This window comes from Streptomyces sp. NPDC104761 (assembly GCF_055583445.1).
Window position 1 is genome coordinate 208,963 of record NZ_JBVJNZ010000007.1, and the last position, 24,597, is coordinate 233,559.

The window sequence follows — 24,597 nt, forward strand, 5'->3', positions numbered from 1 at the left end:
CGCCGGATGGTCGGTCCGGCCCTGGTCGGTGCGACACCAGAAGCATCGGCCGTCACCTCGGCGAACCGCAACGGCCACCGCCGGTTTCGCCGGCCTGGAACCATCCCAGCCCTGCTGACGTGCAGGTATATGAGTGCCTGGGATACGGACGAGCGGGGGAAGGTGCCGGTGGGCGACGACGTCGAGGAGTTCGCGGCACTGCTGCGGCAGTTGAAGGACCGTACGGACCGGAGCTACGGCTCGCTGGCCCGCCGCCTGAACATGAACACCTCCACCCTGCATCGCTACTGCGCGGGCGAGGCGGTCCCGCTGGACTTCGCGCCGGTGGAACGCCTGGCCGCGTTCTGCGGGGCGACACCGCGGGAACGGCTCGAACTCCACGAGCGCTGGCTGCGCGCGGTGGCGGCCCGCCAGCGACCACGCGGCGCGGAGCCAATGGAGCCGGCGGAGCCCGCGGAGAGCACGGAGAGCGCAGAAAGCGCGGAGTCCGGGCCGACGGACACCCGCACCTCCGCATCCGTGCAGCCCCCGCAAGCCGCCGCGGAACCCTTGCCGGAAGCGGCCCCGGAAGTGACCCCGGCAGCGGAGTCGGCCCTTGTTGCCCGGCCCTGGTACCGACGGCGTCGCCCGCTGGTCGCCGCGGCCGTGGCCACCGTGGTGCTGGCGACGCTGGGCACCCTGGCCGCCCTCCCGGACGACCGGCAGGCCGCAGGCGCCGCGGCCCGGGGCCCCGGCTCCGCCGGCACGACCGCCGCCGGTGACGCCGAGCGCCGCGGCAGCGGCACCACCGGCCCGGCGCCGCACTCCGCCACCCCGTCACCCTCGTCCCCGTCCTCGTCCTCCTCGGCTTCGCCGTCCGCGTCGGGCGGTGCGAAGGCCTCCTCCCCCGCCGGCGGCGCGCCCGTCACCCCTGCCCCGGCCGGCACCCCCCTCACCTGGACCGCGAACTCGCAGCTGTGGGAGCTGGGCTGCGACCACGACTACGTCATCGACAAGCAGCCGTCCCAGGTCCCGCCGCCGCCCGCCCCGCAGGACGCCGGCACCTGGGCGGCCACCCAGAACGCGGTGCACGGCGGCAACACGATCGTGGACGTCTCCGTGCAGGGCCGTTCGTCCACCGCGGTCGTCCTGGAGGCGCTGCGGGTGCGCGTCGTCGGCCGTACGGCTCCCGCGCCCGGCATCGCCTACTCCATGGCCGACGGCTGCGGCGGCGGGCTCACCCCGCGGTACTTCGACGTGAACCTGGACAAGGACCGCCCCATCGCCCGCCCGGTGGCCGGTGAGGGTCCCGACGGGAAGACCGTCTCGACCATGCACCTGCCCTACCGGGTCTCCGCGACCGACCCCGAGGTGCTGCGCGTCAAGGCGAGCACCGCGGGCTGCGACTGCCGCTGGTACCTCGAACTGGACTGGTCGTCACAGGGCCGCAGCGGCACGGTCCGGATCGACGACCACGGCCGGCCGTTCCGCACCAGCTCCATCAAGGGTCTGCCGCACTACTGGTACGGCTTCGTGGACGGCGTCCGCCAGTGGGTGCCGACCACCGGCTGACTCACGGCCGCGGCACGTTGCGCAGGTTCGAGCGGGCCATCTGGACCATCCGGCCCACGCCGCCGTCGAGGACCATCTTGGACGCGGAGAGCGCGAACCCGGTGACCATCTCGGCCTTGATCTTCGGCGGGATGGACAGCGCGTTGGGATCGGTGACCACGTCGACCAGGGCCGGGCCCTTGTGCTTGAAGGCGGCCTTCAGCGCGCCCGCGAGCTGCTTGGGCTTCTCGACCCGCACCCCGTAGGCGCCGCAGGCCAGAGCGACGGCCGCGAAGTCGGGGTTGGTGTTGCCGGTGCCGTACGCGGGCAGCCCCGCGACCAGCATCTCCAGCTCGACCATGCTCAGCGCGGAGTTGTTGAACAGGACCACCTTCACCGGCAGGTCGTACTGGACCAGAGTGAGGAAGTCGCCCATCAGCATGGCGAATCCGCCGTCCCCGGACATCGACACGACCTGCCGCCGCCGGTCGGTGAACTGGGCGCCGATCGCCATCGGCAGCGCGTTGGCCATCGAGCCGTGCGAGAAGGAACCGATGACCCGGCGGCGGCCGTTGGGCGAGAGGTAGCGAGCCGCCCACACGTTGCACATGCCGGTGTCGACGGTGAACACCGCGTCGTCGTCGGCGAGTTCGTCGAGGACCGAGGCCACGTACTCCGGGTGGATCGGGACGTGCTTCTCGACCTTGCGCGTGTACGCCTTCACCACCCCCTCCAGCGCGTCCGCGTGCTTCTTCAGCATCCGGTCGAGGAACCGCCGGTTCTCCTTGGCCCGCACCCGCGGCACGAGACAGCGCAGGGTCTCGCGCACGTCGCCCCACACCGCGAGGTCCAGGCGGGAGCGGCGGCCCAGCACCTCGGGGCGCACGTCGACCTGGACGATCTGCACGTCGTCGGGGAGGAAGGCGTTGTACGGGAAGTCGGTGCCGAGCAGGATCAGCAGGTCGCACTCGTGGGTGGCCTCGTAGGCGGCGCCGTAGCCGAGCAGCCCGCTCATGCCGACGTCGTACGGGTTGTCGTACTGGATCCACTCCTTGCCCCGCAGGGCGTGCCCGACCGGGGACTTGATCTTCTCCGCCAGCTCCATGACCTCCGCGTGGGCGCCCGCCGTGCCGCTGCCGCAGAACAGGGTCACCTTGTCCGCCGCGTCGATCATCGCGACCAGTTTGTCGAGTTCGGCGTCGCCCGGGCGGACGGTGGGGCGGGAGGTGACGATGGCCGCCGAGGCGGACTGCTCCGGGGCGGGCTGGTCGGCGATGTCACCGGGCAGGCTCACCACGCTGACCCCGCTGCGGCCGACCGCGTGCTGGATGGCGGTCTGGAGCAGCCGGGGCATCTGCTTCGGGCTGGAGATCAGTTCGCTGTAGTGGCTGCACTCCTGGAAGAGCCGGTCGGGGTGGGTCTCCTGGAAGTAGCCGAGGCCGATCTCGCTGGACGGGATGTGGGAGGCGAGGGCGAGGACCGGGGCCATCGAGCGGTGGGCGTCGTAGAGGCCGTTGATGAGGTGCAGGTTGCCCGGGCCGCAGGAGCCGGCGCAGGCCGCCAGGGTGCCGGTGATCTGGGCCTCGGCGCCGGCCGCGAAGGCGGCGGTCTCCTCGTGGCGGACGTGGATCCAGTCGATGGCTGCGTTGCGGCGGACGGCGTCCACGACCGGGTTGAGGCTGTCGCCGACGACGCCGTAGAGGCGGCGCACCCCGGCGCGGACGAGGATGTCGACGAACTGCTCGGCGACGTTCTGCTTGGCCATGACGGTCGGGCACCCTTCGGCTGCACGGATCTCCGGCTCCCCCGCGATGCCCTTCCATGTATCCACACAGGCCGCGCTCACGCCTCCCAGACGGCCGCCGCCGTTCGGTCGTCGGCGTACCCCTTGACCCGGACCTGGACGTCCGCGAGGAACGCGGCGAGACCCGGAGGGGTGCGGCCTGACCAGCGTCGGGCCAGGTAGGCGCAGAGTGCGGGCTCGCCGCGCAGCGGGTCGGCGAGGCCGCCCGTGCACATCACGAGGGCGTCACCCGGGCGGGCTACCGAGGCCCGGAACAGGAACGGGTCGCGGGGCGGTTCGGGGGCCGGCTCGTAGGGGCTCGGCGGGGTCGGGATGCCGAGGTCCATCGTGAGCCGGTCGCCGGCCGGGGTCTCGGAGGGCAGCGAGCCGAAGCCGAGCACGGGTTCACCGGCGCTGTCCACCTCGACGCGCGGTTCGATGTCCTGCCACTCACCGCCCCGCAGCCGGAACAGGCCGCCCTCGCCGACCCCGAAGAAGACGCGGGTACGGCACTGGGGGTGGGCGGGCAGCAGGAGGCAGCGCAGGCTGGCCGCGTACTCCTCGGCGGCGATGCCCTGTTCGGCGGCGCTGGCGCGGAGCTTGCCGAGACTGCGGTCGGTGAGCCGGTGCAGGCCGGACTTGAGGTCGCCGCGCCGGGCCGCGTGGATGTCGTCGGTGAGCCGCTGGTGGCTGCGGCCGACGGCCCGGGCGATCCACTCGCACAGCTCGGCCGCGGCCCGGTGGGCGCCGGGGGTGGCACGGGCGCCGGTGGCCATCGCGACCAGGACCAGGGCCTGTTCGCCGGCCCCGAACCGGGCGGTGAGCAGGGCGTCGCGGCGCGGTTCGCCCCGGTACCGGGCGGAGTCGCCGCGCTGCGAGACGGCCCGCAGGGTGCAGGCGCCGTACCGGGCGCCGTCCAGGACGGTGTCGGAGACCAGGTCGTCGAGTTCGTCGGGGTCGGCGGCGGGCAGGGCGGTGGGCTCGGCGTCGTAGGTGGGCGGTCCGGAGCCGACGTAGTCCACGGAGGAGGCCGAGGCGGCGGCCGGGACGGCCAGGGCGGCCCAAGCGTCCGGGGTCTCCTCTACGGCATGGGCGGCCGGGGTGTCCGGGGCGGCGTAGGCGGCCGGGGCGGCGTAGGCGGCCGGGGTGTCCTGAGCCGGATACGCGGCCGGGGTCTCCTGGGCCGCATACGCAGGCGGAGTCTCCTGGGCCGCATCCGCGGGCGGGCCGGACAGGTCGGTCCTGGTGGCGGGGTGGAGGTCCGACGGGCCGTCGTCCGCCGCGGGCGGCTCCGGGTCCTCCATGTCCCAGGGCCAGGCCGGCGCGGCGGCCCCGGTGCTCTCGGCGGGGGCGGCGGGCGCCCGCTGGGCCGGCACCGTCGGCGCCGGCGGCTCGTCGCCCGGTTCCGCGGTGACGCCCCGCCGTCCCCCTACCGTCTTCTTCGCCGAGGCGAAGCGGTCGTCCAGGGAATCGGGTGCGGCCGTGGGTCCGGTGTCCTCGGTGGAGTCGTCGTACAACTGCCCCCACCAGTCGTCGTCGTGACGGGTGGGCCTACCCCCTGGCTGGCTCATGCCCCTAATTGTCCACCGCGGGGGCCGGATGAAAACGGGGCACCAGGAAAATCCCGCACCCGACCCCCTCTCGAAGGGCGCGGCGAGGGACATCCCGAACACCCGTGCCAGGAAAGGGAATCGCCGACACGCGCGGGGCGCAGGGCACGGAGGGCACGGAAGAGGCCTGCCGGACAGGGGTGGCCGGAGTGGCGAGGGTGCCGGAGCTGACACGTGTGAGTCGCCGGGTGGTCCCACCCCCCACGGGAGAACCACCCGGCGACACCGGAGTGACCGGCCCCGGATCCCCTACGCGTACGCGCGTCGTGGGGCCGGTCACCGTTCGCACGGCCGAACGCCACGGCGCCGGCCGGAAGGCCAGATTGTGACGGGTCTTCCTGGTGGTCAGCTGTGAAGGGCGCACCGGTTTCCCGTGCGAAGCTGCTGCGGTGACGTGATCTTGGCAGAGTGACCCGCGGTACGGCGATGATGTGTCGCGGCGGGTTTGCGCCGTGGCCGGTTCCCGCCATGCCACCGGACTTCGAGGGAGGGACACGGGCCGATGCTGGCAGCGCTCGGGCTGGACGAACGGGACGAGTCGGCGTACCGGGCGCTGGTGTCCGCGGGCGCCGCCGACGTACCGGGCCTGGCACGGCGTCTGGCGCTGGCGGAGCAGGACACCGAGCGCGCGCTGCGCCGGCTGGAGCGGCACGGGCTTGCGGCCCGGTCCCCCGGCCGGCCGGACCGCTGGGTGGCGGCGCCGCCCGGGGTCGCGCTGGGCGCCCTGCTCACCCAGCAGCGGCACGAGCTGGAGAAGGCGGAGCTGACGGCGGCGCTGCTCGCGGAGGAGTACCGGGCGGCGGCCGCCGAGCCCGCGGTGCACGACCTGGTGGAGGTGGTGACCGGCGCCCCGGCCGTCGCCCGGCGGTTCCGCCAGCTCCAGCTGGGCGCCCTGGACGAGGTGTGCGCGCTGGTCACGGACACGCCGGTGGCCGTCACCGGGACGGAGAACGAGGCGGAGGAACAGGCCGCCCGCCGGGGCGTGCGCTACCGGGTGGTGGTGGAGCGGTCGGCGCTCGGCCTGCCGGACGCGGTCCCGGAACTGAAGGCCGCGCTCGGCCGGGACGAGCAGGTGCGGGTGACGGCGCGGGTACCGACGAAACTGGTCGTCGCCGACCGCGCGCTGGCGCTGGTCCCGCTCACCTCGCAGGCCGCGGAGCCCGCCGCCCTGGTGGTGCACGCCAGCGGGCTGCTGGAACTTCTGTGCGGCCTGTTCGAGTCGGTGTGGCGGCAGGCGCTGCCGCTGCGGCTCGGCGTGACCGGAGTGGTCGAGGAGGAGCCGGACGGTCCCGACGCCACCGACCTGGAGGTGCTGTCGCTCCTGCTGGCGGGCCTCACCGACGCCAGCGTCGCCAAGCAGCTGGACGTGGGCCTGCGGACCGTGCAGCGCCGGGTGCGGCGGCTGATGGAGCTGGCCGGCGTGTCGACCCGCATGCAACTGGGCTGGCACGCGTACGAGCGGGGCTGGGTGACCCGGAACTGACCTGCGCGTCCGCCCGCCGTCCGGCACTCTGGGCAGATGGGAGCAGGGGAACTCCTGCTGGTCGGCCTGGTGCTGGCGCTCGGCCTGTGCGGGGTGCTGGTGCCCGGGGTGCCGGGGACGGGGCTGGTGTGGGCCGCGGTGCTGTGGTGGGCGCTGTACGACCCGCGCCCGGTGGCCTGGACGGTCCTGGTCGGGGCGACCCTGGTGCTGCTGCTGGCGCTGGTGGTCCGCTGGGTCCTGCCGCCGCGCCGGCTCCGGGCGAGCGGTGCCACTCCCCGGATGGGCGTGTACGCCGGTACCGGCGCCGTCCTCGGTTTCGTCCTCGTCCCCGTGCTCGGTGCGATCCCCGGTTTCATGGCCGGGATCTACCTGCACGAACGCCTCCGGCTCGGCCGCCGTGCCGAGGCGCGGGCCGCCCTGCGCACCGCGATGGACGCGGGCGGCTCCAGCGTGCTGGCCGAGCTGTTCGCCTGCCTGCTCGTCGCGGCCGGCTGGCTGACCGCGGTGGTCTGGGCCGGCTGAGCGGTCAGAGCAGGTCGGCGAGGCGGACGGCGTCGGCGAGGGCGCGGGTGCCGGTGTCGTTGAAGTGCAGGTGGTCGCCGGGGTCGTAGGCGGGCCGGATACGCCCTGGCTGCTGCGGATCCCGTACGACGGCGTCGAAGTCGACGTACGCGTCGAAGACGTGTCCGGTGCGGATCAGCGTGTTCACCTGCAGGCGCACGGCCTCCCGGGCCGCGGTGTAGGCGCTGTACCCCTCGTACGGGGTGAGGGTCGCGCCGACCACCCGGATCCCCCGCTCGTGGGCGCGGGCCACGATGGCCCGGTAGGCCTGCACGAGGTCGGCGGGGTCCGTGACCTCCGGGGTGCCCTTGATGTCGTTGATGCCTTCGAGGAGGACCAGGGTGCGGACCCCGCTCCGGTCGAGCCCGTCGGCGTCCAGGCGGTTCAGGGCCGCCGGTCCCCCGGTGCTGTCGAGCAGGAGCCGGTTGCCGGAGATGCCGGCGTTGAGGACGCCGACCCGGAGGGACCGCAGCCGCTCCGCGAGGCGGTCGGGCCAGCGGTGGTTGGCGTCCATGCTGGTGCCGTTGCCGTCGGTGAGGGAGTCGCCGAAGGCGACCACGGTGCCGCGGGTCACGGCCCGCACGTCGACGCCGGTGACGTAGTACCAGTGGCCGGTGGTGCGGGTGTAGGCGCCCCCGTCCTCGTCGTCGGCCCGCCCGGTGCCGTCCTCGGCGAGGTAGCTGGTCTGCAGGGCGACCCGGTGGTAGGTGGCGGGACCGGAGTCGCCGGGGGTCTCGACGCTGACCAGCAGGTCGGCGCCGGCCTGCACGGCGAGCGGCACCGGGTCGCTGACCAGGTCCCGTCCGGCGGGTACGACGGCGGTGCCGGCGCCGGCGAAGGTGGCGGCGCGCATCGAGCCGGGTACGGCGGCCGGGCCGCTGCCCTGCCGCAGGGCGACGGTGACGGCACCGAGCCGGAGCGGGGCGCCGCCCAGCCGGTTGCTGACCCGCACCCGCACCTCGCCGCCGCCGACGCTCAGGTGAACGACGTTGCGGTACGCGGCGCCGGGCACCGCAGGTTCGGTACCGGAGGGCGCGGCCTCCCAGCTCCCGGCCCACAGCGGGGGCTCGGGGTCGGCCCCGGCCCGCCCGCCCACCCCCATCACCGACAACAACGCCACGACGAGCACGCGCCCGACCTTGCCCATCCACACCTGCCCTTCCGAGGCCTACTGGAGGGGAAGGTGACATACGGGCGGTGCCCTGAACAGCGACTCGACCAGGAGACCACCCGGGTGGCGGAGCGTGGGGAGGGGGCCGACGGAGGTGGGGACGGTGCCTGTTCGTCGTCTGTCCGGGTGGGTGAGTGGGAGCGGAGGGGTGGTGACGGCGCGTTCCGGGGTGCGGGCGCGTGGGGGCTGGTCGCGCAGTTCCCCGCGCCCCCTGACGGGGCGCTGCAGTCGCGTCAGCTTTCCAGCTACCCAGCTGATGGGCGCCGGGGGTCCCCCGGCCGAAGACTGGGGGACGCCTGGGCTGGTCGCGCAGTTCCCCGCGCCCCTGACGGGGCGCCGCGGTCGCGTCAGCTTCCAGCTACCCAGCTGCCAGCAGGTGCCGGGCGGCGTACGAGCGCCAGGGGCGCCACTCGTCCGGGGCGTCGAGGCCGGGCGGGGCTACGTCGGGGTCGGCGAGGGCGCGGACGCGGATGGTGGCGACGGTCGCCGGGTCCATCCCGGGCAGGGCCCGCAGCGCCGCCTCCGCCTCGTCCCGGTCGGCGCCCGGATCCAGCCGCAGCGTCCCGTCGGCCAGCGCCGCGGCGAGCGCGCCGAGGCTGCCGTCGGGCTCCGCCGCGGCGAGCACATCGGGCTCGGGGAACAGGTGCGCGGGGCCGCCGGACAGCGCGTCCAGTGCCTTGCCGTACCGCCGGACCAGCCGCTCGGCGCCCGCGGTGCCGACGAGGGCCCGTACGGCGGCCTCGGCCGGGTCGGCGGCGCCGGGTGACCGCAGCCCGGGCCGGGCGGCGACCAGCGGGGCGAGCCGCGGGTCCGCGGAGAGCCGCTCGTCGACGGCGTACGGATCGGCGTCGAGGTCGAACAGCCGGCGCAGCCGCTGTACGGCCGTGGTCAGGTCGCGTGGATCGGTGAGGCGCAGCCGGGCTTCGAGCCAGCCGCCGGGGTGGGCGCCGAGGCCCGTACCGGACGCGCGCGTCGTGCCGGTCCGTTCGTCGACGGCGACGACCGCATGGCCGTACGGCAGTCGCAGGGTGCGGCGGTAGGTGCGCGTGCCGGGGGCGCCCGTCACTTCCTCCACGCCGGGAACGGCCTCGTGTGCAAGGAGGTCGAAGACGGGGCCGGCCCGGTACGGGCCGCGGTGGGCGAGCCGCAGCGGGATACCGGCGGCCGGGGAGCCGCGCCGGGCGCCGCGACCGCCGGGCGCGACCTCGCGCAGCCCGCTCGGGGTGGTGGCGTAGACGGCGCGGACGGTGTCGTTGAACTGCCGCACGCTGGCGAACCCGCTCGCGAACGCGATCTCCGTGATGGGCAGTTCGGTGGTCTGCAGCAGCGTGCGCGCGGTGTGCGCCCGCTGGGCGCGGGCGAGGGCGACGGGGCCGGCGCCCAGTTCCGCGGTGAGCTGCCGCTGCACCTGGCGTGCGCTGTAGCCGAGCCGGTCGGCGAGCCCGCCGACGCCCTCCCGGTCCACCACTCCGTCGCCGATCAGCCGTACGGCCCGGCCGACGACATCGGCCCGGACGTTCCACTCGGCGGAACCGGGAACCGCGTCCGGGCGGCACCGGCGGCAGGCCCGGAACCCGGAGCCCTGCGCGGCGGCCGCGGTGGGGAAGAAGCGGACGTTGCGCCGCTTCGGGGGGACGGCGGGGCAGCTGGGACGGCAGTAGATGCCGGTGGTCTCGACGGCGAAGAAGAACGCGCCGTCGAACCGGGCGTCCCGGCTGCGGACCGCCTCGTACCTGGTGTCCTCGTCCATCACGGTTCAAGTGTGGGCGACCGGAGGAAGGAGCTCTGGCGGGAATCGGACACGACGCCGGTGCCCCGCCCGGAAGCGGAGCTCCCCGTCAGGGGCGGGGGCTGGGCCGACGGCCGGCTGCCGCCGCACGTGCGCGCTCACCCCACGCCCCCCGCAACGGGCCTGCTACCGCCACCGCCCCCGCTTCGCCTCCATCGCCGCCTTCCCCTCCGCGCCCCGCTTCTTCCAGTCCTTCTTCATCTCGGACCTGAGCCGGGCGTCCGTCTTCGCGACGATCCACTGGTTCTCCCGCATCAGCTTGCGGTAGCTCTCCAGCCGGCGGACGGGCAGTTCTCCGGTCTCCACCGCGAGGCGCACCGCGCAGCCCGGTTCGCTCTCGTGTCCGCAGTCGGAGAACCGGCAGTCCTCCGCCAGTTCCTCGATCTCGGCGAACACCTGCCCGACCCCGGTCTCGGCGTCGAACAGCCCCACGCCCCGCAGTCCGGGCGTGTCGATCAGCACGCCCCCGGCCGGGAGTGCGAGGAGGTTGCGGGTGGTGGTGGTGTGGCGGCCCTTGCCGTCGACGTCCCGGGCGGCTCGGACGTCCATCACGTCCTCCCCGAGGAGCGCGTTGGCGAGGGTGGACTTGCCGGCGCCGGACTGGCCGAGCAGGACGGACGTGCCGGAGCCGACGAGGGCGACGAGCAGGTCCAGGCCGTCGCCGGCGTGCGCGCTGACCGTCAGGACCGGTACGCCCGGAGCGGCCGTCTCCACATCCTGCACGAGGTGCGCGAGAGTGACGGGGTCCGGGACCAGGTCGGCCTTGGTGAGGACCACGACCGGCTGCGCCCCGGACTCCCAGGCCAGCGCCAGGAACCGTTCGATGCGGCCGAGGTCGAGTTCGACGGCGAGGGACACCGCGACGATCGCGTGGTCGACGTTGGCGGCGAGGATCTGCCCCTCGGACCGCTTGGAGGAGGTGGAGCGCACGAAGGCGGTACGGCGCGGCAGATACGCGCGTACGTAGCGGGGGTTGCCGCCGGGTTCCACGGCGACCCAGTCGCCGGTGCACACGACGCGCATCGGATCGTGCGGGGTGACGAACGCGGTGTCGGCGCGCAGCGGCCCGCCGGCGGTGACGACGTCGCACTGCCCGCGGTCGACGCGGACGACGCGCCCGGCGAGCAGGCCTTCGGCGTCGTAGGGGGCGAACTCCTTCGCCCAGGTCTCGTCCCAGCCGTAGGGAGCGAGCGCGGAGAAAACAGCGGAGCTGGAAGTCAAGGGTGACCCTTCACAGGGCGGCCCCGGGATGTCGAGAGGTCAGCCGGTGGCCGCGGAGGTGGAGTGGATGAACTTCTGGTCGCGGGCAGCGCCCATCGCAACGACAGTCATCGGTCAACACCTCCCTGATCGAACCTGATCGAACCTGATCGAACCTGGTCGGGCCCGGTCGGCCCCGGTCACCTGCGGCACCCCGAGGGGCAGCCGCTCCGACGTCACCGACCTTAGAGGCCGCCCGCACCGCGCCGCCACCGAATTACGGCTCGCGGCACGGCGACTTTCTGGGCGACCGGGGCCCGCGGACGGTGTCGTACCGGGCACGGATCGGTTGCGGCCGGGGCTTTTCGCCGCGCCGGGCGACGGGCCCGGGGATCATGAGGGCCATGACCAGAGACCGGTACGTCGAATTCCTGCGCGCGTGGGCGATCGTGCTGGTGGTGCTGGGCCACTGGCTGATCACCGCGCTGGTCCGGGAGCCCGACGGGCGGATCGACGCCCCGGAGCTGCTGGCGACCGTGCACTGGACCCAGTGGCTGACCCTCGGGTTCCAGATCATGCCGCTGTTCTTCCTGGCCGGGGGCCACGCCGCGGGCGGTTCCTGGGCGCGGGCCCGGGCAGCCGGGGGGACGCCCGCGGGGTGGCTGGGGCGGCGGGCGCTGCGGCTGCTGCTGCCGGTGGCCGTCTACAGCGGTGCGGTGCTGCTCGCCGTCGGCATCTGCGCGGCGGCCGGTGTGGACGCGGACACGCTGGCGCTGGTGGGCTGGGCGATGGGAATGCAGTTCTGGTTCCTTCCGGTGTATCTGCTGCTCAGCGCCCTCACCCCAGTCCTGTACGCGGCGCACCTGCGGTGGGGGGCGCGGGTCCCGCCGGTGCTGGGGGCGGTCGCCCTGGTGGCCGACGGGCTCGTGGTGGCCGTGCACACGCCCTGGGTCGGACTGCTGAACTACGTGCTCGTGTGGGGTGTCGCCTACCAGTTGGGGTTCTGCTGGCGGGACGGGCTGCTGACCGGCCGCCGGCGCGTGCCGCTCGCGATGGCGGCGGGCGGCGCCCTGGCCTTCGCCGCGCTCGTGGCCCTCGGGCCGTTCCCGGTCAGCCTGATCCTGGTGACCGGGCAGAGTCCGAGCAACACCGATCCGCCGTCGGCCGCGATGCTGGCGTGGCTGGTCGCCCAGGTCGGCGTGAGCCTCCTCGCCGCGCCACCGCTGCGCCGGCTGCTGGACCGCGAGCGGGTGTGGCGTGCGGTCCGCCCCGTGGGCGCGGCCAGCATGACGCTGTACCTGTGGCACATGCTGCCGGTCCTGGTCGCCGCCGCCGCGTTCTACCTGACCGGACTCGCGCCCGAGCCGGCGCTCGGGTCCGCGGCCTGGTGGGCGCTGCGCGTGCCCTGGCTGCTGGTGCTCGGCGCCGTCCTGGCCGGTGTCGTCCGCGCGCTCCGGCCGCTGGAGCGCGGGCTGGGTGTGCTGTACGAGCGGACCGTCCCGGACGCCGGTCTGCGCGGTGCCTGGCCGCTGTGGGCCGGGCTGGCCCTGGCCGTCACCGCCCTGGCCCGCTTCGCCGTGCGGGGCTTCGCGCCCGACGGGCGGTTCCCCGTACTGCCCGCCGTGGGCCTGGCGCTGGGCACGGTGCTGGTGACGCTTCCGCGGTGGACGGCCGCGGAGCGCCTCGAAGGGCCGGAGGCGGCGCGCGCTCCGGACCGGGTCTGAGGACTGTGCTACGGTTGCGGAGTTGCAGTTGTGGTACCCATGAACCTATGTGCGCCTGACGGGAATGTTTCTCCTGCAGGCGCATTAGTTGTTTTACCGGCATCTCCGGATGGGGCCTCTGCCTACAGATCGGAGAAGGTCATGGCACAGGGAACCGTGAAGTGGTTCAACGCCGAAAAGGGTTTCGGCTTCATCCAGCAGGACGGCGGCGGCCCGGACGTGTTCGCCCACTACTCGAACATCCAGTCCCAGGGCTTCCGTGAGCTCCAGGAGGGCCAGCGGGTCTCCTTCGACGTCACGCAGGGCCAGAAGGGCCCGCAGGCGGAGAACATCGTCCCCGCCTGATCGCCGGACGCTCATCCACCCGCCGGGGTCCGTATCGTCATGGTGCGGACCCCGGTTTGTGCTGTTCCAGGAAGGCAGACAGCCGCATGTCCCGCAGGCCCCAGAAGCCGAACAGGCGCACCTCGTCGTCCACGTCCGCCGCGGCGTCCCCACCGCCCGGGGCGGCGGCGCGTGAGTTCCGGCTGCCGGAGAACACGACGCCCGGACTCCCCGCCGTCGACGACTTCGCCGCCCTGGACATGCCCGCGGCGCTGCTGAAGACCCTGACCGCGCAGGGCGTGACCACCCCGTTCCCGATCCAGGCCGCCACGCTGCCCAACTCGCTGGCCGGCCGGGACCTGCTGGGACGGGGGCGCACCGGCTCCGGCAAGACCCTCGCGTTCGGGCTGGCGCTCCTGGCCCGTACGGCAGGGCTGCGTGCGCGGCCCAAGGCGCCCCTCGCGCTCGTGCTGGTGCCCACCCGTGAACTCGCCCAGCAGGTCACGGACGCGCTGACCCCCTACGCGACGGCGGTGAACCTCCGGGTGGCCACGGTCGTCGGCGGGCTGTCGATCACCAAGCAGGCCGCCACCCTCCGGCGAGGTGCCGAGGTGGTCGTGGCGAGTCCCGGCCGGCTCAACGACCTGGTGGAACGCGGGGACTGCGTGCTCGGCGACGTCCGCATCACGGTGCTGGACGAGGCCGACCAGATGACCGACATGGGCTTCCTGCCGCAGATCACCAAGCTGATCCAGCAGGTACGGCCCGACGGACAGCGGCTGCTCTTCTCGGCCACCCTCGACCGCAACATCGACCGGCTGGTGCAGCGGTTCCTGACCGACCCGGTGGTGCACTCCGTGGACCCGTCCGCGGGGGCGGTCACCACCATGGAGCACCACGTCCTCCACGTCCAGGACGAGACCGACAAGAAGGCCGTCACCACGCGCATCGCGGCCCGTGACGGCCGGGTCATCCTCTTCCTCGACACCAAGAGGTCCGCCGACCGGCTCGCCAAGCGGCTCCTCGCCGTCGGTGTCCGCGCCGCGGCACTGCACGGCGGCCGCTCCCAGCCGCAGCGCAACCGCACCCTGGAGCAGTTCAGGAGCGGCGAGGTCACCGCGCTGGTGGCGACGAACGTCGCGGCCCGGGGCATACACATCGACGACCTCGACCTGGTCGTGAACGTCGATCCGCCGACCGACCACAAGGACTACGTCCACCGGGGCGGCCGTACGGCCCGCGCCGGGGGGTCGGGCAGCGTGGTCACCCTGGTGCTGCCCGAGCAGAAGCGGGACGTCACCCGGCTCATGTCGGACGCGGGCATCCGCCCCCGCACGGCCCGCATCGCGTCGGGCGACGCCGAACTGGCCACCCTCACCGGCGCCCGCGAGCCCTCCGGCGTGCCCGTCGTCATCGAGGTCCCCCAGCCGACACCGCCCGCGACGACCCGCCCGGACAAGTCCGGCAGCCGACGCCGTCGTTCTGGCGGCGCCGCCGCAACGGCGACCGGTCGCGGCTCGGGCCGCCGGGCCGCCGGGGCGGAGGGCGGCCGCCAGGGGACCGCCACCGGTGCGAGTGGCCGTGGTGCCGAGCGCAGAGCCGCGGCCGGTACGACCGCCGGCACCGCGTCCGGCAAGGACGACCGCGGGTCCCGGCGACGCACGCCGCCCGGCGGCACCACCGGCAACGCGTCCGGCAAGAACCCCCACGGCTCCGGCCGCCGGGGCGGCCGCCGCACCCCGGCCAACTGAGCCCCCACCGAAAGCACCGCGACACACCGCCGTCCCATGACCGCGCCACCGTCGTGGCCGGCCGCGCAGTTCCCCGCGCCCCTTCAGGGGCGCAACAACACACCGCCCCATCAAGCGCGCCCCGCACACAACCCCCAAACAGGCCGTCCCCCAACTGCAGCACCGTCGTGGCCGCTCGCGCAGTTCCCCGCGCCCCTTCAGGGCACCTCGTCGTGCCCCGTCAGGAGGCGTGGTAAACTGCGCGACCAGCCCCCACCAGCCCGCACCCACCAACCACGCAGCACACACATCGCACCCCACAAGGGGCGCGGGGAACTGCGCGGCCAGCCCCCACCGGCCCGCAGCCGGCCCGCAGTCGGGTCTCCTTGCGTCGGTGTCTATCGGCCCCCGGCGAAGGGGCCGGGTATCTCCCCCGAGCCCCGTCGGATCAGTCGGGTCGGCATGACCACCGTGCGTGGGGGTGAGATGTCGCCGTGGATGCGGGCGAAGAGGAGGTGGGCCGCGCTGGTCGCGAGGGCGACCGGGTCCTGGGCGATGACCGTGACGGGTGGGGTCAGCCGGGCAGCGAGGGCGAAGTCGTCGAAGGCGACGAAGGCGAGGTCGCCGGGGGCCGCGGTCAGAGCGCCGAAGGCGAGCAGTTCGTTGCCGGCGAGGAGCGCCGTCGGGGGGTCCGGCAGCGCCAGCATCGCGGTGACCGCCGCGGCCGCCTCCGGGCCGGTCCGCACGCCGTCCCTGACCAGCGCGGGGTCGACCGTGACGCCCGCGGCCGCCAGCGCCGCGAGGTAGCCCCGCCGGCGTTCGCCGAACGTCCAGATCCTCGGCGTGTCGCCCACGTAGCCGATCCTGCGGTGGCCGTGCGCCAGTAACTGCTCCACGGCCCCGCGCACCGCGCCGAAGTTGTCGACCACCACGGCGTCCACGTCCAGACCGGTCGCCGCCCGGTCGACGCAGACGATCTTCGTGCCCTGCGCCTGCGCGGGCCGCAGGAAGCGGTGGCTGCCGGCGGCCGGGGTGAGGATCAGGCCGTCGACGCGGCGGGCGGTGAACGCGGCGATCACCTCGCGCTCGCGGCGCAGGTCGGCGCGGCTGGACCCGATGAGCATGATGCTGCCGCGCTGCCGTGCGACGTCCTCGGCGGCGGAGGCGACCGCGGCCATGAAAGGGTCGGTCACGTCGTCGACCAACAGGCCGATGATCTGGCTGAGTTCATGGGTGCGCCGCAACTGCCGTGCCACGTCGTCGCGTTGGTAGCCGAGCTTGCGGACCGCCGCCTCCACCCGCGCGGCGGTCCGCGGGGCGACGGCCGAATCGCCGTTGACGACGCGGGACACCGTCATCGTGCTGACGCCCGCTTCCGCGGCAACGTCCTTCATGGTCGGCCGGGTGGCTGCCACGCCACGTCCTCCAGCTGCGTCACGTTTGAGCGTCGACTCGTTAACGTTACCAACTCGCACGCGTATCAACGGCCTTGCGAACAGCGGGAGATGAGCCGCGACCCGTGCGACCGGCAACCGGCTGCACCACCCTTGACACCCCGCTGTGGGCACCCCAAGAATCAGCCAAGCTGTTAACGATACCAACCAGAAGGCACAACATGGCCTCTGCAAGGGAACCACTGCTCACGGCACATGGGGTGGTCAAGCGTTTCGGCCACGTCCAGGCGCTCTCGGGCGCAGATTTCACGGCATACCCCGGCGAGGTCGTCGCCCTCATCGGTGACAACGGTGCCGGCAAGTCCACTTTGGTGAACGTCCTGTCGGGCGTGCTCGCCCCCGATGCCGGCGAGGTCCGCCTGGACGGCGTTCCGGTGCGGTTCTCCGGTCCGATGGACGCCCAGCGGCAGGGCGTGGAGACCGTCTACCAGGACCTGTCGCTCGCGCCCGACCTGGACGCGGCGGCCAACCTCTACCTCGGCCGGGAGATCGTGCGCGGAGGGCTGCTCGGGCGTCTCGGCGTGCTCGACCGGCCCGCGATGCGCCGGGAGGCGGTCAAGGCCTTCGCCGAACTCGGTGTGGAGCTGAAGGACGTGACGGCCGCTGTGACAACGTTGTCTGGCGGCCAGCGGCAGTCCGTCGCGGTGGCCCGTGCCGTCGCCTTCGCCCACAAGGTCATCTTCATGGACGAGCCGACCGCCGCGCTGGGCGTCGTCCAGCGCGCCCGAGTCCTGGAGACCGTCCGCAGGGTCGCCGACCGGGGCATCTGCGTCGTGCTGATCAGTCACAACATGCCCGAGGTGCTGTCGGTCGCGGACCGGGTGGAGGTGCTGCGGCTGGGCCGGCGGGTCGCGTCGTACACCGCCGCCGACACGACGATCGAGGAGCTGGTCGGAGCGATGACCGGCTCGCTGGACGGGGCGAACGGGACCCGGGAGAACGGGACCGGGAAAGCGGAGGGCGCACGATGACCGCGCAGAGCGAGAAGGCCCCGGCGGCCGTGGGCGGCCGGTCCGCGGTGCCCGACTGGGTGCGCCGCGCGGCGACCCTCAACGAACTGTGGACCTTCGTCATCCTGGTGGCGCTGGTCCTGTTCTTCACGATCGCGGCGCCTGGCAAGTTCTTCACCACGTACGACATCACCCAGATCGCCGTGAACGCGGCCATCTACCTGGTGCTCGGCGTCGGCATGACGTTCGTGATCATCACGGCGGGCATCGACCTGTCGATCGGCTCGGTGCTGGTGCTGGCCGCGGTGGCGGCGGGCGAGTACAACATCCATCACGGCGGCGCGACGTCGGGCTGGGGCACGGTCGCGTTCTGTGTGGTCATCGCGCTGGCCGTGGGCACGGCGTGGGGGGCGTTGCAGGGCGCGGTGGTGGCGACCGGCAAGGTGCCGCCGCTGATCGTGACGCTGGGCGGGCTCGGCGCGGCCCTGGGGATCGCGGAGCTGGCCACCGGCGGCCAGGACCCGGCCGGGGCGGCCTCCACGCACCTGCAGAACAGCCTAGGTTTCGGCAAGGTGCTGGGCATCCCGTGGATGGTGGTCCTGGCGGCCGTGGTGACGGCGATCTTCGGTGCGGTGCTGGCCGGCACCCGGTTCGGCGAGCACACCCTCGCGATCGGCTCGAACCCGACCGCGGTGCGGCGGGCGGGCATTCCGGTGGGCCGTCAACTGGTCAAGGTGTACGGCCTGATGGGGCTGCTGGCCGGGCTCGGCGCGGTGATGTGGCTGGCCTCGTACGGCACGACGTCGATCGCCGGGCACTCCACCGACAACCTCAAGGTGATCACCGCGGTGGTCCTCGGCGGCACCAGCCTGTTCGGCGGCCGGGGTTCGGTGCTGGGCACGGTGATCGGTGTGTTCATCCCGGCGGTGCTGACCACCGGGCTGATCGTGATCGGCGTCCAGCAGTACTGGCAGGACGTGGCGGTGGGTGTGGTGCTGGTCGTGGCGGTCTACGTCGACCAGCTGCGCAGGAAGACCCGGGAACGCGCATGACGGAATCGCTCGTGACTAAGGAGGACTCGGTGATGGGGAGCATTCGCAGCAGGCGTCGGTTGCTGGTCGCGGTGGGCACGGTCCTGGCCCTCGGCGCGGGGGCCTCGGCGTGCGGTTCGTCGAACGACGGTGGCGGCTCGGGGGGTTCGGGCAGCGCCAAGGGCAAGAAGGTCCGGCTGATCACCGGGGTGAAGAGCGACCCGTTCTACATCACCATGACCTGTGCCGCGCAGGCGGAGGCGAAGGCCAAGGGGATGGACTTCACGGCCGACGGTTCCGCGCAGTGGGACGTGTCGGTGCAGCGGCCGCTGCTCGACTCGACGGCCGCGTCCCGGCCGGACGGGCTGCTGATCTCGCCGGTCGACACCAGCGCGCTGACGCCGTCGCTCAAGCAGATACAGTCGGCCGGCACCAAGGTGGCGCTGGTGGACACCACGGTGACCGACACGTCGGTCGGCATCACCCGGATCTCGTCGGACAACGAGAAGGGCGGCCGCGTCGCCGCCGACGCGCTGGCCAAGCTGATGAACAAGAAGGGCTCGGTCATCGTCATCAGCGTCAAGCCCGGCGTGTCGACGACCGACGCGCGGATCAAGGGCTTCACCGAGGAGATGGGCAAGTACCCGGACATCAAGGTGCTGCCCACGCTGTACGACAACGACCTGCCGGCCACCGCGGCCTCCCAGATCCAGTCGACGCTCGCCGCCCACCCGGACCTCGGCGGGGTGTTCGCGGGCAACACCAACACCGGTCAGGGCATCGCCACCGGTCTGAAGCAGGCCGGCAAGGAGGGCGCGGTGAAGGTGGCCGCGTTCGACGCCGAACCGGACGAGATAGCCTCCCTGAAGGCGGGCACCCTCCAGGTGCTGGTCGCCCAGGACCCGGCGGCGATCGGCCGGCAGGCGGTGGACCAGCTCGCCAGCGCCTTCGAGGGCAAGTCGGTCAGCAAGTCGATCGGCACGAACATGGTGGCGATCACCAAGGACAACATGAACGAGCCGTCGGTCAGCAAGTACTTCTACAAGTCGCAGTGCTGAGCGCGGCGTTGAGGAAAACGGCCTGACGTACGGCCGGCGGCCGGGCGGGACCAGGAGGGCGGGTCCGCCCGGCCGCCGGCCGTGCGGGCGGCCCCGGTCAGTTCACCGAGCAGGTGTCGCCGTTCAGCGTGAAGGCGTACGGCGCCGAGTTGCTGCCGCTCCAGGTGCCGAGGAAGCCGAAGGACAGGGTGCCGTTCGCGGCGACCGACTGGTTGTAGTCGGCGGCGTCGGCGGTGACCCGGCCGCCGTCCTGGCTGACGGTCGCGTCCCACATCTGGGTGACCTTCTGGCCGTCCCGGAAGGACCACTGGACCCGCCAGCCGGTCAGGGCCCGGGTGGTGGTGACGGTGACGGTGGACTGGAAGCCGTCGGTCCACTGGTTGACCAGGTCGTAGGAGACCCTGCAGGTGGCCGCCGCGGGGGTGGTGGGGCGGGCGGAGGCGGAGGCGGTGCCGTGGTGGCCGGTGCTCGCCGTGGCCGAGGCGGTGCCCTGGGGCTCCGGGTCCGGGTTCTTGTGGCCCGGTTTCCCGGTGGTGGCCGAGGCGGAGGGGGCCGCCGAGGCGGACGCGGTGTGGGTGGCGGTCGGGTCGGCCGAGGGGACGTCGGCGGTGGGGTCGGCGACCGGCTGGCGGTCGTCGTGGGAGGCGGTGGCCGTGTCGTCACCGGAGCCGCCCATCGGCATCATCGACACGCCGAGCGCCACCAGCGAGATCAGCACCGCCGCGCCGAGCAGACCGTGCCGCAGCACCTTGCCCCGGCCGCCGCTCTCCTTGGGGTCGCCGCCGTCGTTGTCGGCGGTGGCCGGACGGCCCGCGCCGAGCCGTACCTCGGCGGCGCGCCGGCGGCGCTCCAGGTAGGCGAGGCCGCCCCAGCCGATGACCCCGCCGGCGAGTGCCGCGGGCAGTCCGCCGCCGTGCAGCCGCAGACAGGCGGCGGCCTCGGCGCACTGCACACAGGTGGCCAGGTGCCGGGAGAGGTCCTCGGGCGTGTCGGCGGCCGAGGACCGGGTGACCGCGTCGAGGAGCCGGGCATAGCTGCGGCACTCGGCGGCCATCGGCGTGTCGAGATGGGCGCGGTGGCAGCGGTCACGGAAGAGCCCGCGCACCTGCTCCAGCTCCTGGGTGACGGCGGTCTGGTCGAGGCCGAGCCGGCGCGCCACGGAGGGCAGCGGCAGCGCTTCCACCTCGGCCAGCCACAGCAGCGAGGCGTCGGCCTCCTGCATGTCGCGCAGGCCGCGCAGCGCGACGGGCCGCTGCAGCGGCGGACCCGTGTAGCGTTCGGCCTTCTCGGAGTTGAGCCACAGCCTGAGGTCCGGGTCGAGCTTGTGCCCGAGCCCGCCGGACTCCCAGCCGGCGGCCGTGTTGCGCACGGCGGTGAGCAGCAGCGGGATCATCGGGAGCCGGGCGGCGCGCCGTCCGGAGCTGCGGACCGGCGCGAGGTCCGATTCCCGGGCCTCGCGCATGCCGAGCGTGAAGGCCTCGGTGGCCAGCTGATTGGCCGCCAGGGAGCCGGAGGTGCACAGGTCGGCATAGGAGAGCACCGCGTCCCAGCATTCCGAGAACAGTGCTGCCTCGGCGGCGTCCTGAGGGGTCGGCAGGTCGGGCATGGGTCTCCTGCATCCAAAGCGAGGTCAACTCACCGTATCGGCAACGGAGTTGGGGGGAACCTCACGGCAGGGCCAGAGCTTTTCACGTCTCCTGCACAACTGACAAGCAGCATATGAGAAACCGGTTACCGATGGTCGTGCCACGGATTCTGCCCGTCACCCGTACCACCGGTCCCCGGTGTCACGTCAACCGCCGTGCCGGCCTCCCGGAAAGCGCGTTCGTGCCCGCCGAGGCCCACCACTCCGGCCCCTAGTACGGACAGCGACCGCGTTTCGACTCACCGTTCCCGAAAGTCGCCTGCGCCCGACGGATGTCACACCTCCGTGGCCTCCGTGGTCTCCCTGGCCGGCAGGCTGTCCATGAAGGAGCTGACGGAGAAGACGGCGCGGCCGGGGCCGGGCGGGCCGTAGCCGGGCGGGGAGGAGAGCCCGAAGTCCTCCATCGTCTGGCGGTAGGCCTGCAGCAGCCGGATGTGGTACTCCAGCGGGGCGCCCTGCGGGTTGGCCTTGCCGAGCGGGGTGGTCGGCTCCGGGCACCAGGTGGTGAAGCGGGGCGTGATGCCGTGGGACATGAAGAAGCGGAGCCCCTCGGTGGTCGACGCGATCGCCTCGTCGACGGTCTTGAACCCGAACGGCTCGGCCATCTCCACGCCGGCCACGAAGTTGGGGATCACGTTCCGCGCGCCGAAGATCTCGGCGGAGTCCAGGATCCGCTTGTGCCACTCGTCCCGGCCGACGTACCGCTCCTTGCCCGGGCAGTACATCTTGAACAGGTACTCGTCCCACACCTCGTAGTTGGGGTGGTAGATCTGCACGCCGTAGTCCTTGAACCGCTGCACGTCGTCGCGCGGCAGCGCCTGCGCGACCACCTTGCCGATCCACCGGCCCGGGAACCGCTCCTCGATGGCCTTGGCGTAGTGGCCGTAGAAGTCGGCCTCGTCGCGCCCGGAGACGGTCTTGGTGATCGCGCCGCCGGTCAGCGTGTAGGCGGTGGACGCCTTGGCGGTGTCGTACCGGTCGATGATCTCCAGGGCCTCGAGGACCTCCTCGACGTCCTTCACGCCCGTGTACGGCCGCCCGGCCGCCTTGTGCTGGCGCCAGTTGTGGTTGATGTCGCAGTACTGGCACTCCTCCTTGGCGCCGAAGTACTGGCAGACCCGGAAGACGGTGAGGTAGATCAGGTAGCCCCACTGGATGGTCGGGGCGACCTCCATCACGGACTTCCCGTTGGAGAGCTTGTGCCGGTAGTACTCCGGCATGGGCGGCACACCGACGTCGGCGATCCGCTTCCCGTCGAGGTAGAGCCCGAGCATGCCCTCCTCGTCCGCGGCCACCCGGTACGGCGAGGTCGGGTTCACCCGGACCGACACCACGGTCCGCCGCAGGTCGTACGGGCCGCCGGTGAGGATGATCTCCTCCGGGGGCCGGCGCAGCGCGGCCTCGCCCAGTTCGGGCAGGGTGCCGTGGTCGAAGGAGAAGATGAAGTACGACTTCGGCTTGACCTCGCCGCTCTCGTTGTCGCTCAGCGCGGACGGGTCGAAGGCCACACCGCCCCGGAGCAGGTCCTCCTTGAAGACGGCTTCCCGTGGTACGTGCGGGAACCTCTCCATCAGATCCTCGACCAGTGCGGTACGGCTGCCCATCCCGTGTCTCCTCCCGGCTCAGGCGTTCGGCTCCTCACGGTATGCCCCCGCCCAGCCGTCAGCCGTGCCGGGTCCCCTCTCGGCGTGCGATGTGTCCCGGTACGGGGCTGTTCGGGGGGAGTGCGGGGTCCGTCACGGGCGCACCCCAGACCGAGGCCAGCGGCAGGACGCCGGCCCACAGCCCCAGTTCCGCGTCCGGTCCTTCGCCGTCCTCCGGCGCACCGGTACGGATCTTGACGGAGGCCTCCTGCAGGGAGAGGGCGAGGAGTGTGGTGGCGGCGAGTTCCCTGCGGTTCGGCAGCCGGGCGTACGACCACTGGCCCGGGGCCGTGTGCTCGGTGAGCAGGCGCAGCCCCGCCAGCTTCTCCTCCGGGTCGGTCACCTCGCGGGCCGTGCCGTGGATCACCGCGCTGCGGTAGTTGACGCCGTGCTCGAAGACGGACCGCGCCAGCACAAGGCCGTCGACATGGGTCACGGTGACGCACACCGGGGTCCCGCCCTCGAGGCTGCGGCTCGCCACCGAGCCGTGCAGGTACAGCTGCCGCTCGTCCCGCCCGTACACCGTGGGCACGACCAGCGGCCGCCCCTCGACCACCACCCCCAGATGGCAGACGAAGCCGGCGTCGAGGATCGCCTCCAGCTCGGCCCTGTCGAGGCTGCCCTGCTCGCGCAGCCGGCGATGGCGGGTGAGGTCGGTGACCGGAAGGCGCGGGGGCAGCGGGTCGGACGTCATGCTCGCACGCTACCGATATCGCAGACCGATAGCCACACAATCGACGATTACGACAACGACAGTGCGCATCGCAACGAAATCCGCAGTCAGTACGCCAGGTGTCAGCTACCGGCAGCCCGCCGCGTCGACTCCCGCAGCACCACATGTGTCCCCAGCACCAGGTGCTGTCCGTCCGGCAGCTCGTCGCGGTGCAGGGCGAGGCGGACGGCGGCGCGGCCGAGTTCCTCCTGGGGTACGTGGACCGTGGTGAGCGTCGGGTAGACGTCGCGGGCGACCGGGATGTCGTCGTAGCCGGCCACGGCGATGTCGTCGGGGATGCGGCGGCCGGACTCCCGCAGCGCCTGGATCACGCCGGTGGCGATCATGTCGGTGGCCGCGAAGATCGCGGTGAAGTCTCGCCTGGCGGAGAGGAGTTCACGGGTCGCCTGGTAGCCGTAGGCGCGGGAGAAGACGCCGTCGAGGACGAGGCCGGGGTCCGGGGCGAGGCCGAGGAGTTCGTGGGCTCGGGTGAAGCCGGCGATGCGCTGGGCGCTGGTGGACAGGCCGGGGACCCGGCCGAGGTAGGCGATGCGCCGGTGGCCGCCGGAGAGCAGGTGGCCGGTGAGGGCGAAGGCGCCGCCCTCGTTGTCGTAGTCGACGACCGTGGCCGGGACGCCGGGGCCGAGCGGCGGGCGGCCGACGAGCACCAGCCGGGAGCCGGACCGGTCAAGGGCGTGCGCGAAATGGGTCATCCGGTCGTGGTAGGCCTTGTCCTGAAGGGCGCCGCCCACCACGATCACCGCGTCGGCGCGCTGTTCCCGCATGGTCTCCACGACGGCGAGGATGCGGCGCGGGTCGCCGTGCGTGGTGCACAGCATGCACAGCCGGCCCTCGGCCGAGGCCTGCTCCTCGACCCCGCGGGCGATGTGCGCGTAGAAGGGGCCGGTGACGTCGTCGACGACGAACGCGACCGTGTTGTTGGTGGCGCCGCCGAGGGCGCGGGCGTGCGCGTTGACCACGTAGTCCAGCTCGCGCATGGCCTTCAGGACCCGGTCGCGGGTGGCCGCGGCCACCGGGTAGGTGCCGCCGAGGACCCGGGAGACGGTCGACGCGGAGACCCCGGCCCGCGCGGCCACGTCCCGTACCGTCGAGGCGTCGCCGTTCGGCGCCGGCTGTGTCCGCTCCGCCACCGCTCGGCTCCCCTTCGTCATGTGTTCGGGTCACCCTACGAGACGGCC

19 protein-coding genes are annotated in these 24,597 nt (G+C 73.2%); 9 read left to right on the forward strand and 10 right to left on the reverse strand.

What is annotated here, in order from left to right:
- Positions 1 to 129 precede the first annotated feature (129 nt).
- Positions 130 to 1,551 carry a helix-turn-helix domain-containing protein gene (locus tag ACZ63F_RS20835; RefSeq protein WP_469712787.1) on the forward strand — a complete coding sequence of 474 codons (1,422 nt, stop codon included), beginning with the start codon at positions 130 to 132 and terminating at the stop codon, positions 1,549 to 1,551.
- Between the two features lies 1 nt (position 1,552).
- Here the strand turns inward: ACZ63F_RS20835 and ACZ63F_RS20840 are convergent, their stop codons facing one another.
- Both ACZ63F_RS20840 and ACZ63F_RS20845 read right to left on the reverse strand, forming a co-directional pair.
- Positions 1,553 to 3,295: a pyruvate dehydrogenase gene (locus ACZ63F_RS20840; protein ID WP_469712788.1), complete on the reverse strand. Its 1,743-nt coding sequence runs from the start codon at positions 3,293 to 3,295 to the stop codon at positions 1,553 to 1,555.
- A 77-nt stretch (positions 3,296 to 3,372) separates the two neighbouring features.
- Positions 3,373 to 4,884, reverse strand: a complete 1,512-nt coding sequence (locus ACZ63F_RS20845) for a protein phosphatase 2C domain-containing protein (RefSeq protein ID WP_469712789.1) — start codon at positions 4,882 to 4,884, stop codon at positions 3,373 to 3,375.
- A 541-nt stretch (positions 4,885 to 5,425) separates the two neighbouring features.
- Between ACZ63F_RS20845 and ACZ63F_RS20850 the strand changes: the two genes are divergently transcribed.
- Both ACZ63F_RS20850 and ACZ63F_RS20855 read left to right on the forward strand, forming a co-directional pair.
- Positions 5,426 to 6,406 (forward strand): helix-turn-helix domain-containing protein, encoded by a 981-nt coding sequence (locus ACZ63F_RS20850; protein WP_469712791.1) that lies wholly within the window; start codon positions 5,426 to 5,428, stop codon positions 6,404 to 6,406.
- Between the two features lie 36 nt (positions 6,407 to 6,442).
- Positions 6,443 to 6,928: a DUF456 domain-containing protein gene (locus ACZ63F_RS20855; protein WP_469712792.1), complete on the forward strand. Its 486-nt coding sequence runs from the start codon at positions 6,443 to 6,445 to the stop codon at positions 6,926 to 6,928.
- A 4-nt stretch (positions 6,929 to 6,932) separates the two neighbouring features.
- Here ACZ63F_RS20855 and ACZ63F_RS20860 read toward each other — a convergent pair whose 3' ends face one another.
- The 3 genes from ACZ63F_RS20860 to rsgA form a co-directional block, all read right to left on the reverse strand.
- Complete coding sequence (locus tag ACZ63F_RS20860) at positions 6,933 to 8,114, reverse strand: SGNH/GDSL hydrolase family protein (RefSeq protein WP_469712794.1); 1,182 nt, start codon at positions 8,112 to 8,114, stop codon at positions 6,933 to 6,935.
- A 382-nt stretch (positions 8,115 to 8,496) separates the two neighbouring features.
- The gene (locus ACZ63F_RS20865) at positions 8,497 to 9,888 is read right to left on the reverse strand and encodes a bifunctional transcriptional activator/DNA repair enzyme AdaA (protein WP_469713081.1); all 1,392 of its coding nucleotides are present in this window, start codon (positions 9,886 to 9,888) and stop codon (positions 8,497 to 8,499) included.
- 165 nt (positions 9,889 to 10,053) lie between these two features.
- A complete protein-coding gene (rsgA, locus tag ACZ63F_RS20870; protein ID WP_352367647.1) occupies positions 10,054 to 11,148 on the reverse strand; it encodes a ribosome small subunit-dependent GTPase A in 1,095 nt (364 codons plus the stop codon).
- A gap of 383 nt (positions 11,149 to 11,531) precedes the next feature.
- Between rsgA and ACZ63F_RS20875 the strand changes: the two genes are divergently transcribed.
- The 3 genes from ACZ63F_RS20875 (at position 11,532) to ACZ63F_RS20885 (ending at position 14,926) form a co-directional block, all read left to right on the forward strand.
- Positions 11,532 to 12,851, forward strand: a complete 1,320-nt coding sequence (locus tag ACZ63F_RS20875; protein WP_469712795.1) for an acyltransferase family protein — start codon at positions 11,532 to 11,534, stop codon at positions 12,849 to 12,851.
- A 141-nt stretch (positions 12,852 to 12,992) separates the two neighbouring features.
- On the forward strand, positions 12,993 to 13,196 hold the full coding sequence (locus ACZ63F_RS20880; RefSeq protein ID WP_016578941.1) for a cold-shock protein: 204 nt from the start codon (positions 12,993 to 12,995) through the stop codon (positions 13,194 to 13,196).
- 86 nt (positions 13,197 to 13,282) lie between these two features.
- Complete coding sequence (locus ACZ63F_RS20885; protein ID WP_469712796.1) at positions 13,283 to 14,926, forward strand: DEAD/DEAH box helicase; 1,644 nt, start codon at positions 13,283 to 13,285, stop codon at positions 14,924 to 14,926.
- Positions 14,927 to 15,303: 377 nt separating this feature from the next.
- Here ACZ63F_RS20885 and ACZ63F_RS20890 read toward each other — a convergent pair whose 3' ends face one another.
- Positions 15,304 to 16,320: a LacI family DNA-binding transcriptional regulator gene (locus ACZ63F_RS20890; protein WP_469712797.1), complete on the reverse strand. Its 1,017-nt coding sequence runs from the start codon at positions 16,318 to 16,320 to the stop codon at positions 15,304 to 15,306.
- A gap of 200 nt (positions 16,321 to 16,520) precedes the next feature.
- Here ACZ63F_RS20890 and ACZ63F_RS20895 point away from each other — a divergent pair, with 200 nt between their 5' ends.
- Genes ACZ63F_RS20895 through ACZ63F_RS20905 form a run of 3 tightly spaced genes read left to right on the forward strand, consistent with a single transcriptional unit; the run spans position 16,521 to position 19,398 of the window.
- The gene (locus tag ACZ63F_RS20895; RefSeq protein ID WP_469712799.1) at positions 16,521 to 17,330 is read left to right on the forward strand and encodes an ATP-binding cassette domain-containing protein; all 810 of its coding nucleotides are present in this window, start codon (positions 16,521 to 16,523) and stop codon (positions 17,328 to 17,330) included.
- Positions 17,327 to 18,361 (forward strand): ABC transporter permease, encoded by a 1,035-nt coding sequence (locus ACZ63F_RS20900; protein WP_469712800.1) that lies wholly within the window; start codon positions 17,327 to 17,329, stop codon positions 18,359 to 18,361. Before ACZ63F_RS20895 ends, ACZ63F_RS20900 begins: the two co-directional genes overlap by 4 nt.
- Positions 18,358 to 19,398: an ABC transporter substrate-binding protein gene (locus ACZ63F_RS20905; RefSeq protein ID WP_469712801.1), complete on the forward strand. Its 1,041-nt coding sequence runs from the start codon at positions 18,358 to 18,360 to the stop codon at positions 19,396 to 19,398. Before ACZ63F_RS20900 ends, ACZ63F_RS20905 begins: the two co-directional genes overlap by 4 nt.
- 97 nt (positions 19,399 to 19,495) lie before the next feature.
- Here ACZ63F_RS20905 and ACZ63F_RS20910 read toward each other — a convergent pair whose 3' ends face one another.
- From ACZ63F_RS20910 to ACZ63F_RS20925, 4 genes are all read right to left on the reverse strand, one after another.
- The gene (locus ACZ63F_RS20910) at positions 19,496 to 21,004 is read right to left on the reverse strand and encodes a cellulose binding domain-containing protein (protein ID WP_469712803.1); all 1,509 of its coding nucleotides are present in this window, start codon (positions 21,002 to 21,004) and stop codon (positions 19,496 to 19,498) included.
- Positions 21,005 to 21,318: 314 nt separating this feature from the next.
- Positions 21,319 to 22,647, reverse strand: a complete 1,329-nt coding sequence (locus tag ACZ63F_RS20915) for a radical SAM protein (RefSeq protein ID WP_469712805.1) — start codon at positions 22,645 to 22,647, stop codon at positions 21,319 to 21,321.
- A gap of 58 nt (positions 22,648 to 22,705) precedes the next feature.
- Positions 22,706 to 23,380 carry a pyridoxamine 5'-phosphate oxidase family protein gene (locus ACZ63F_RS20920; protein ID WP_469712806.1) on the reverse strand — a complete coding sequence of 225 codons (675 nt, stop codon included), beginning with the start codon at positions 23,378 to 23,380 and terminating at the stop codon, positions 22,706 to 22,708.
- A 101-nt stretch (positions 23,381 to 23,481) separates the two neighbouring features.
- Complete coding sequence (locus ACZ63F_RS20925; RefSeq protein WP_469712808.1) at positions 23,482 to 24,570, reverse strand: LacI family DNA-binding transcriptional regulator; 1,089 nt, start codon at positions 24,568 to 24,570, stop codon at positions 23,482 to 23,484.
- Between the last annotated feature and the right edge of the window lie 27 nt (positions 24,571 to 24,597).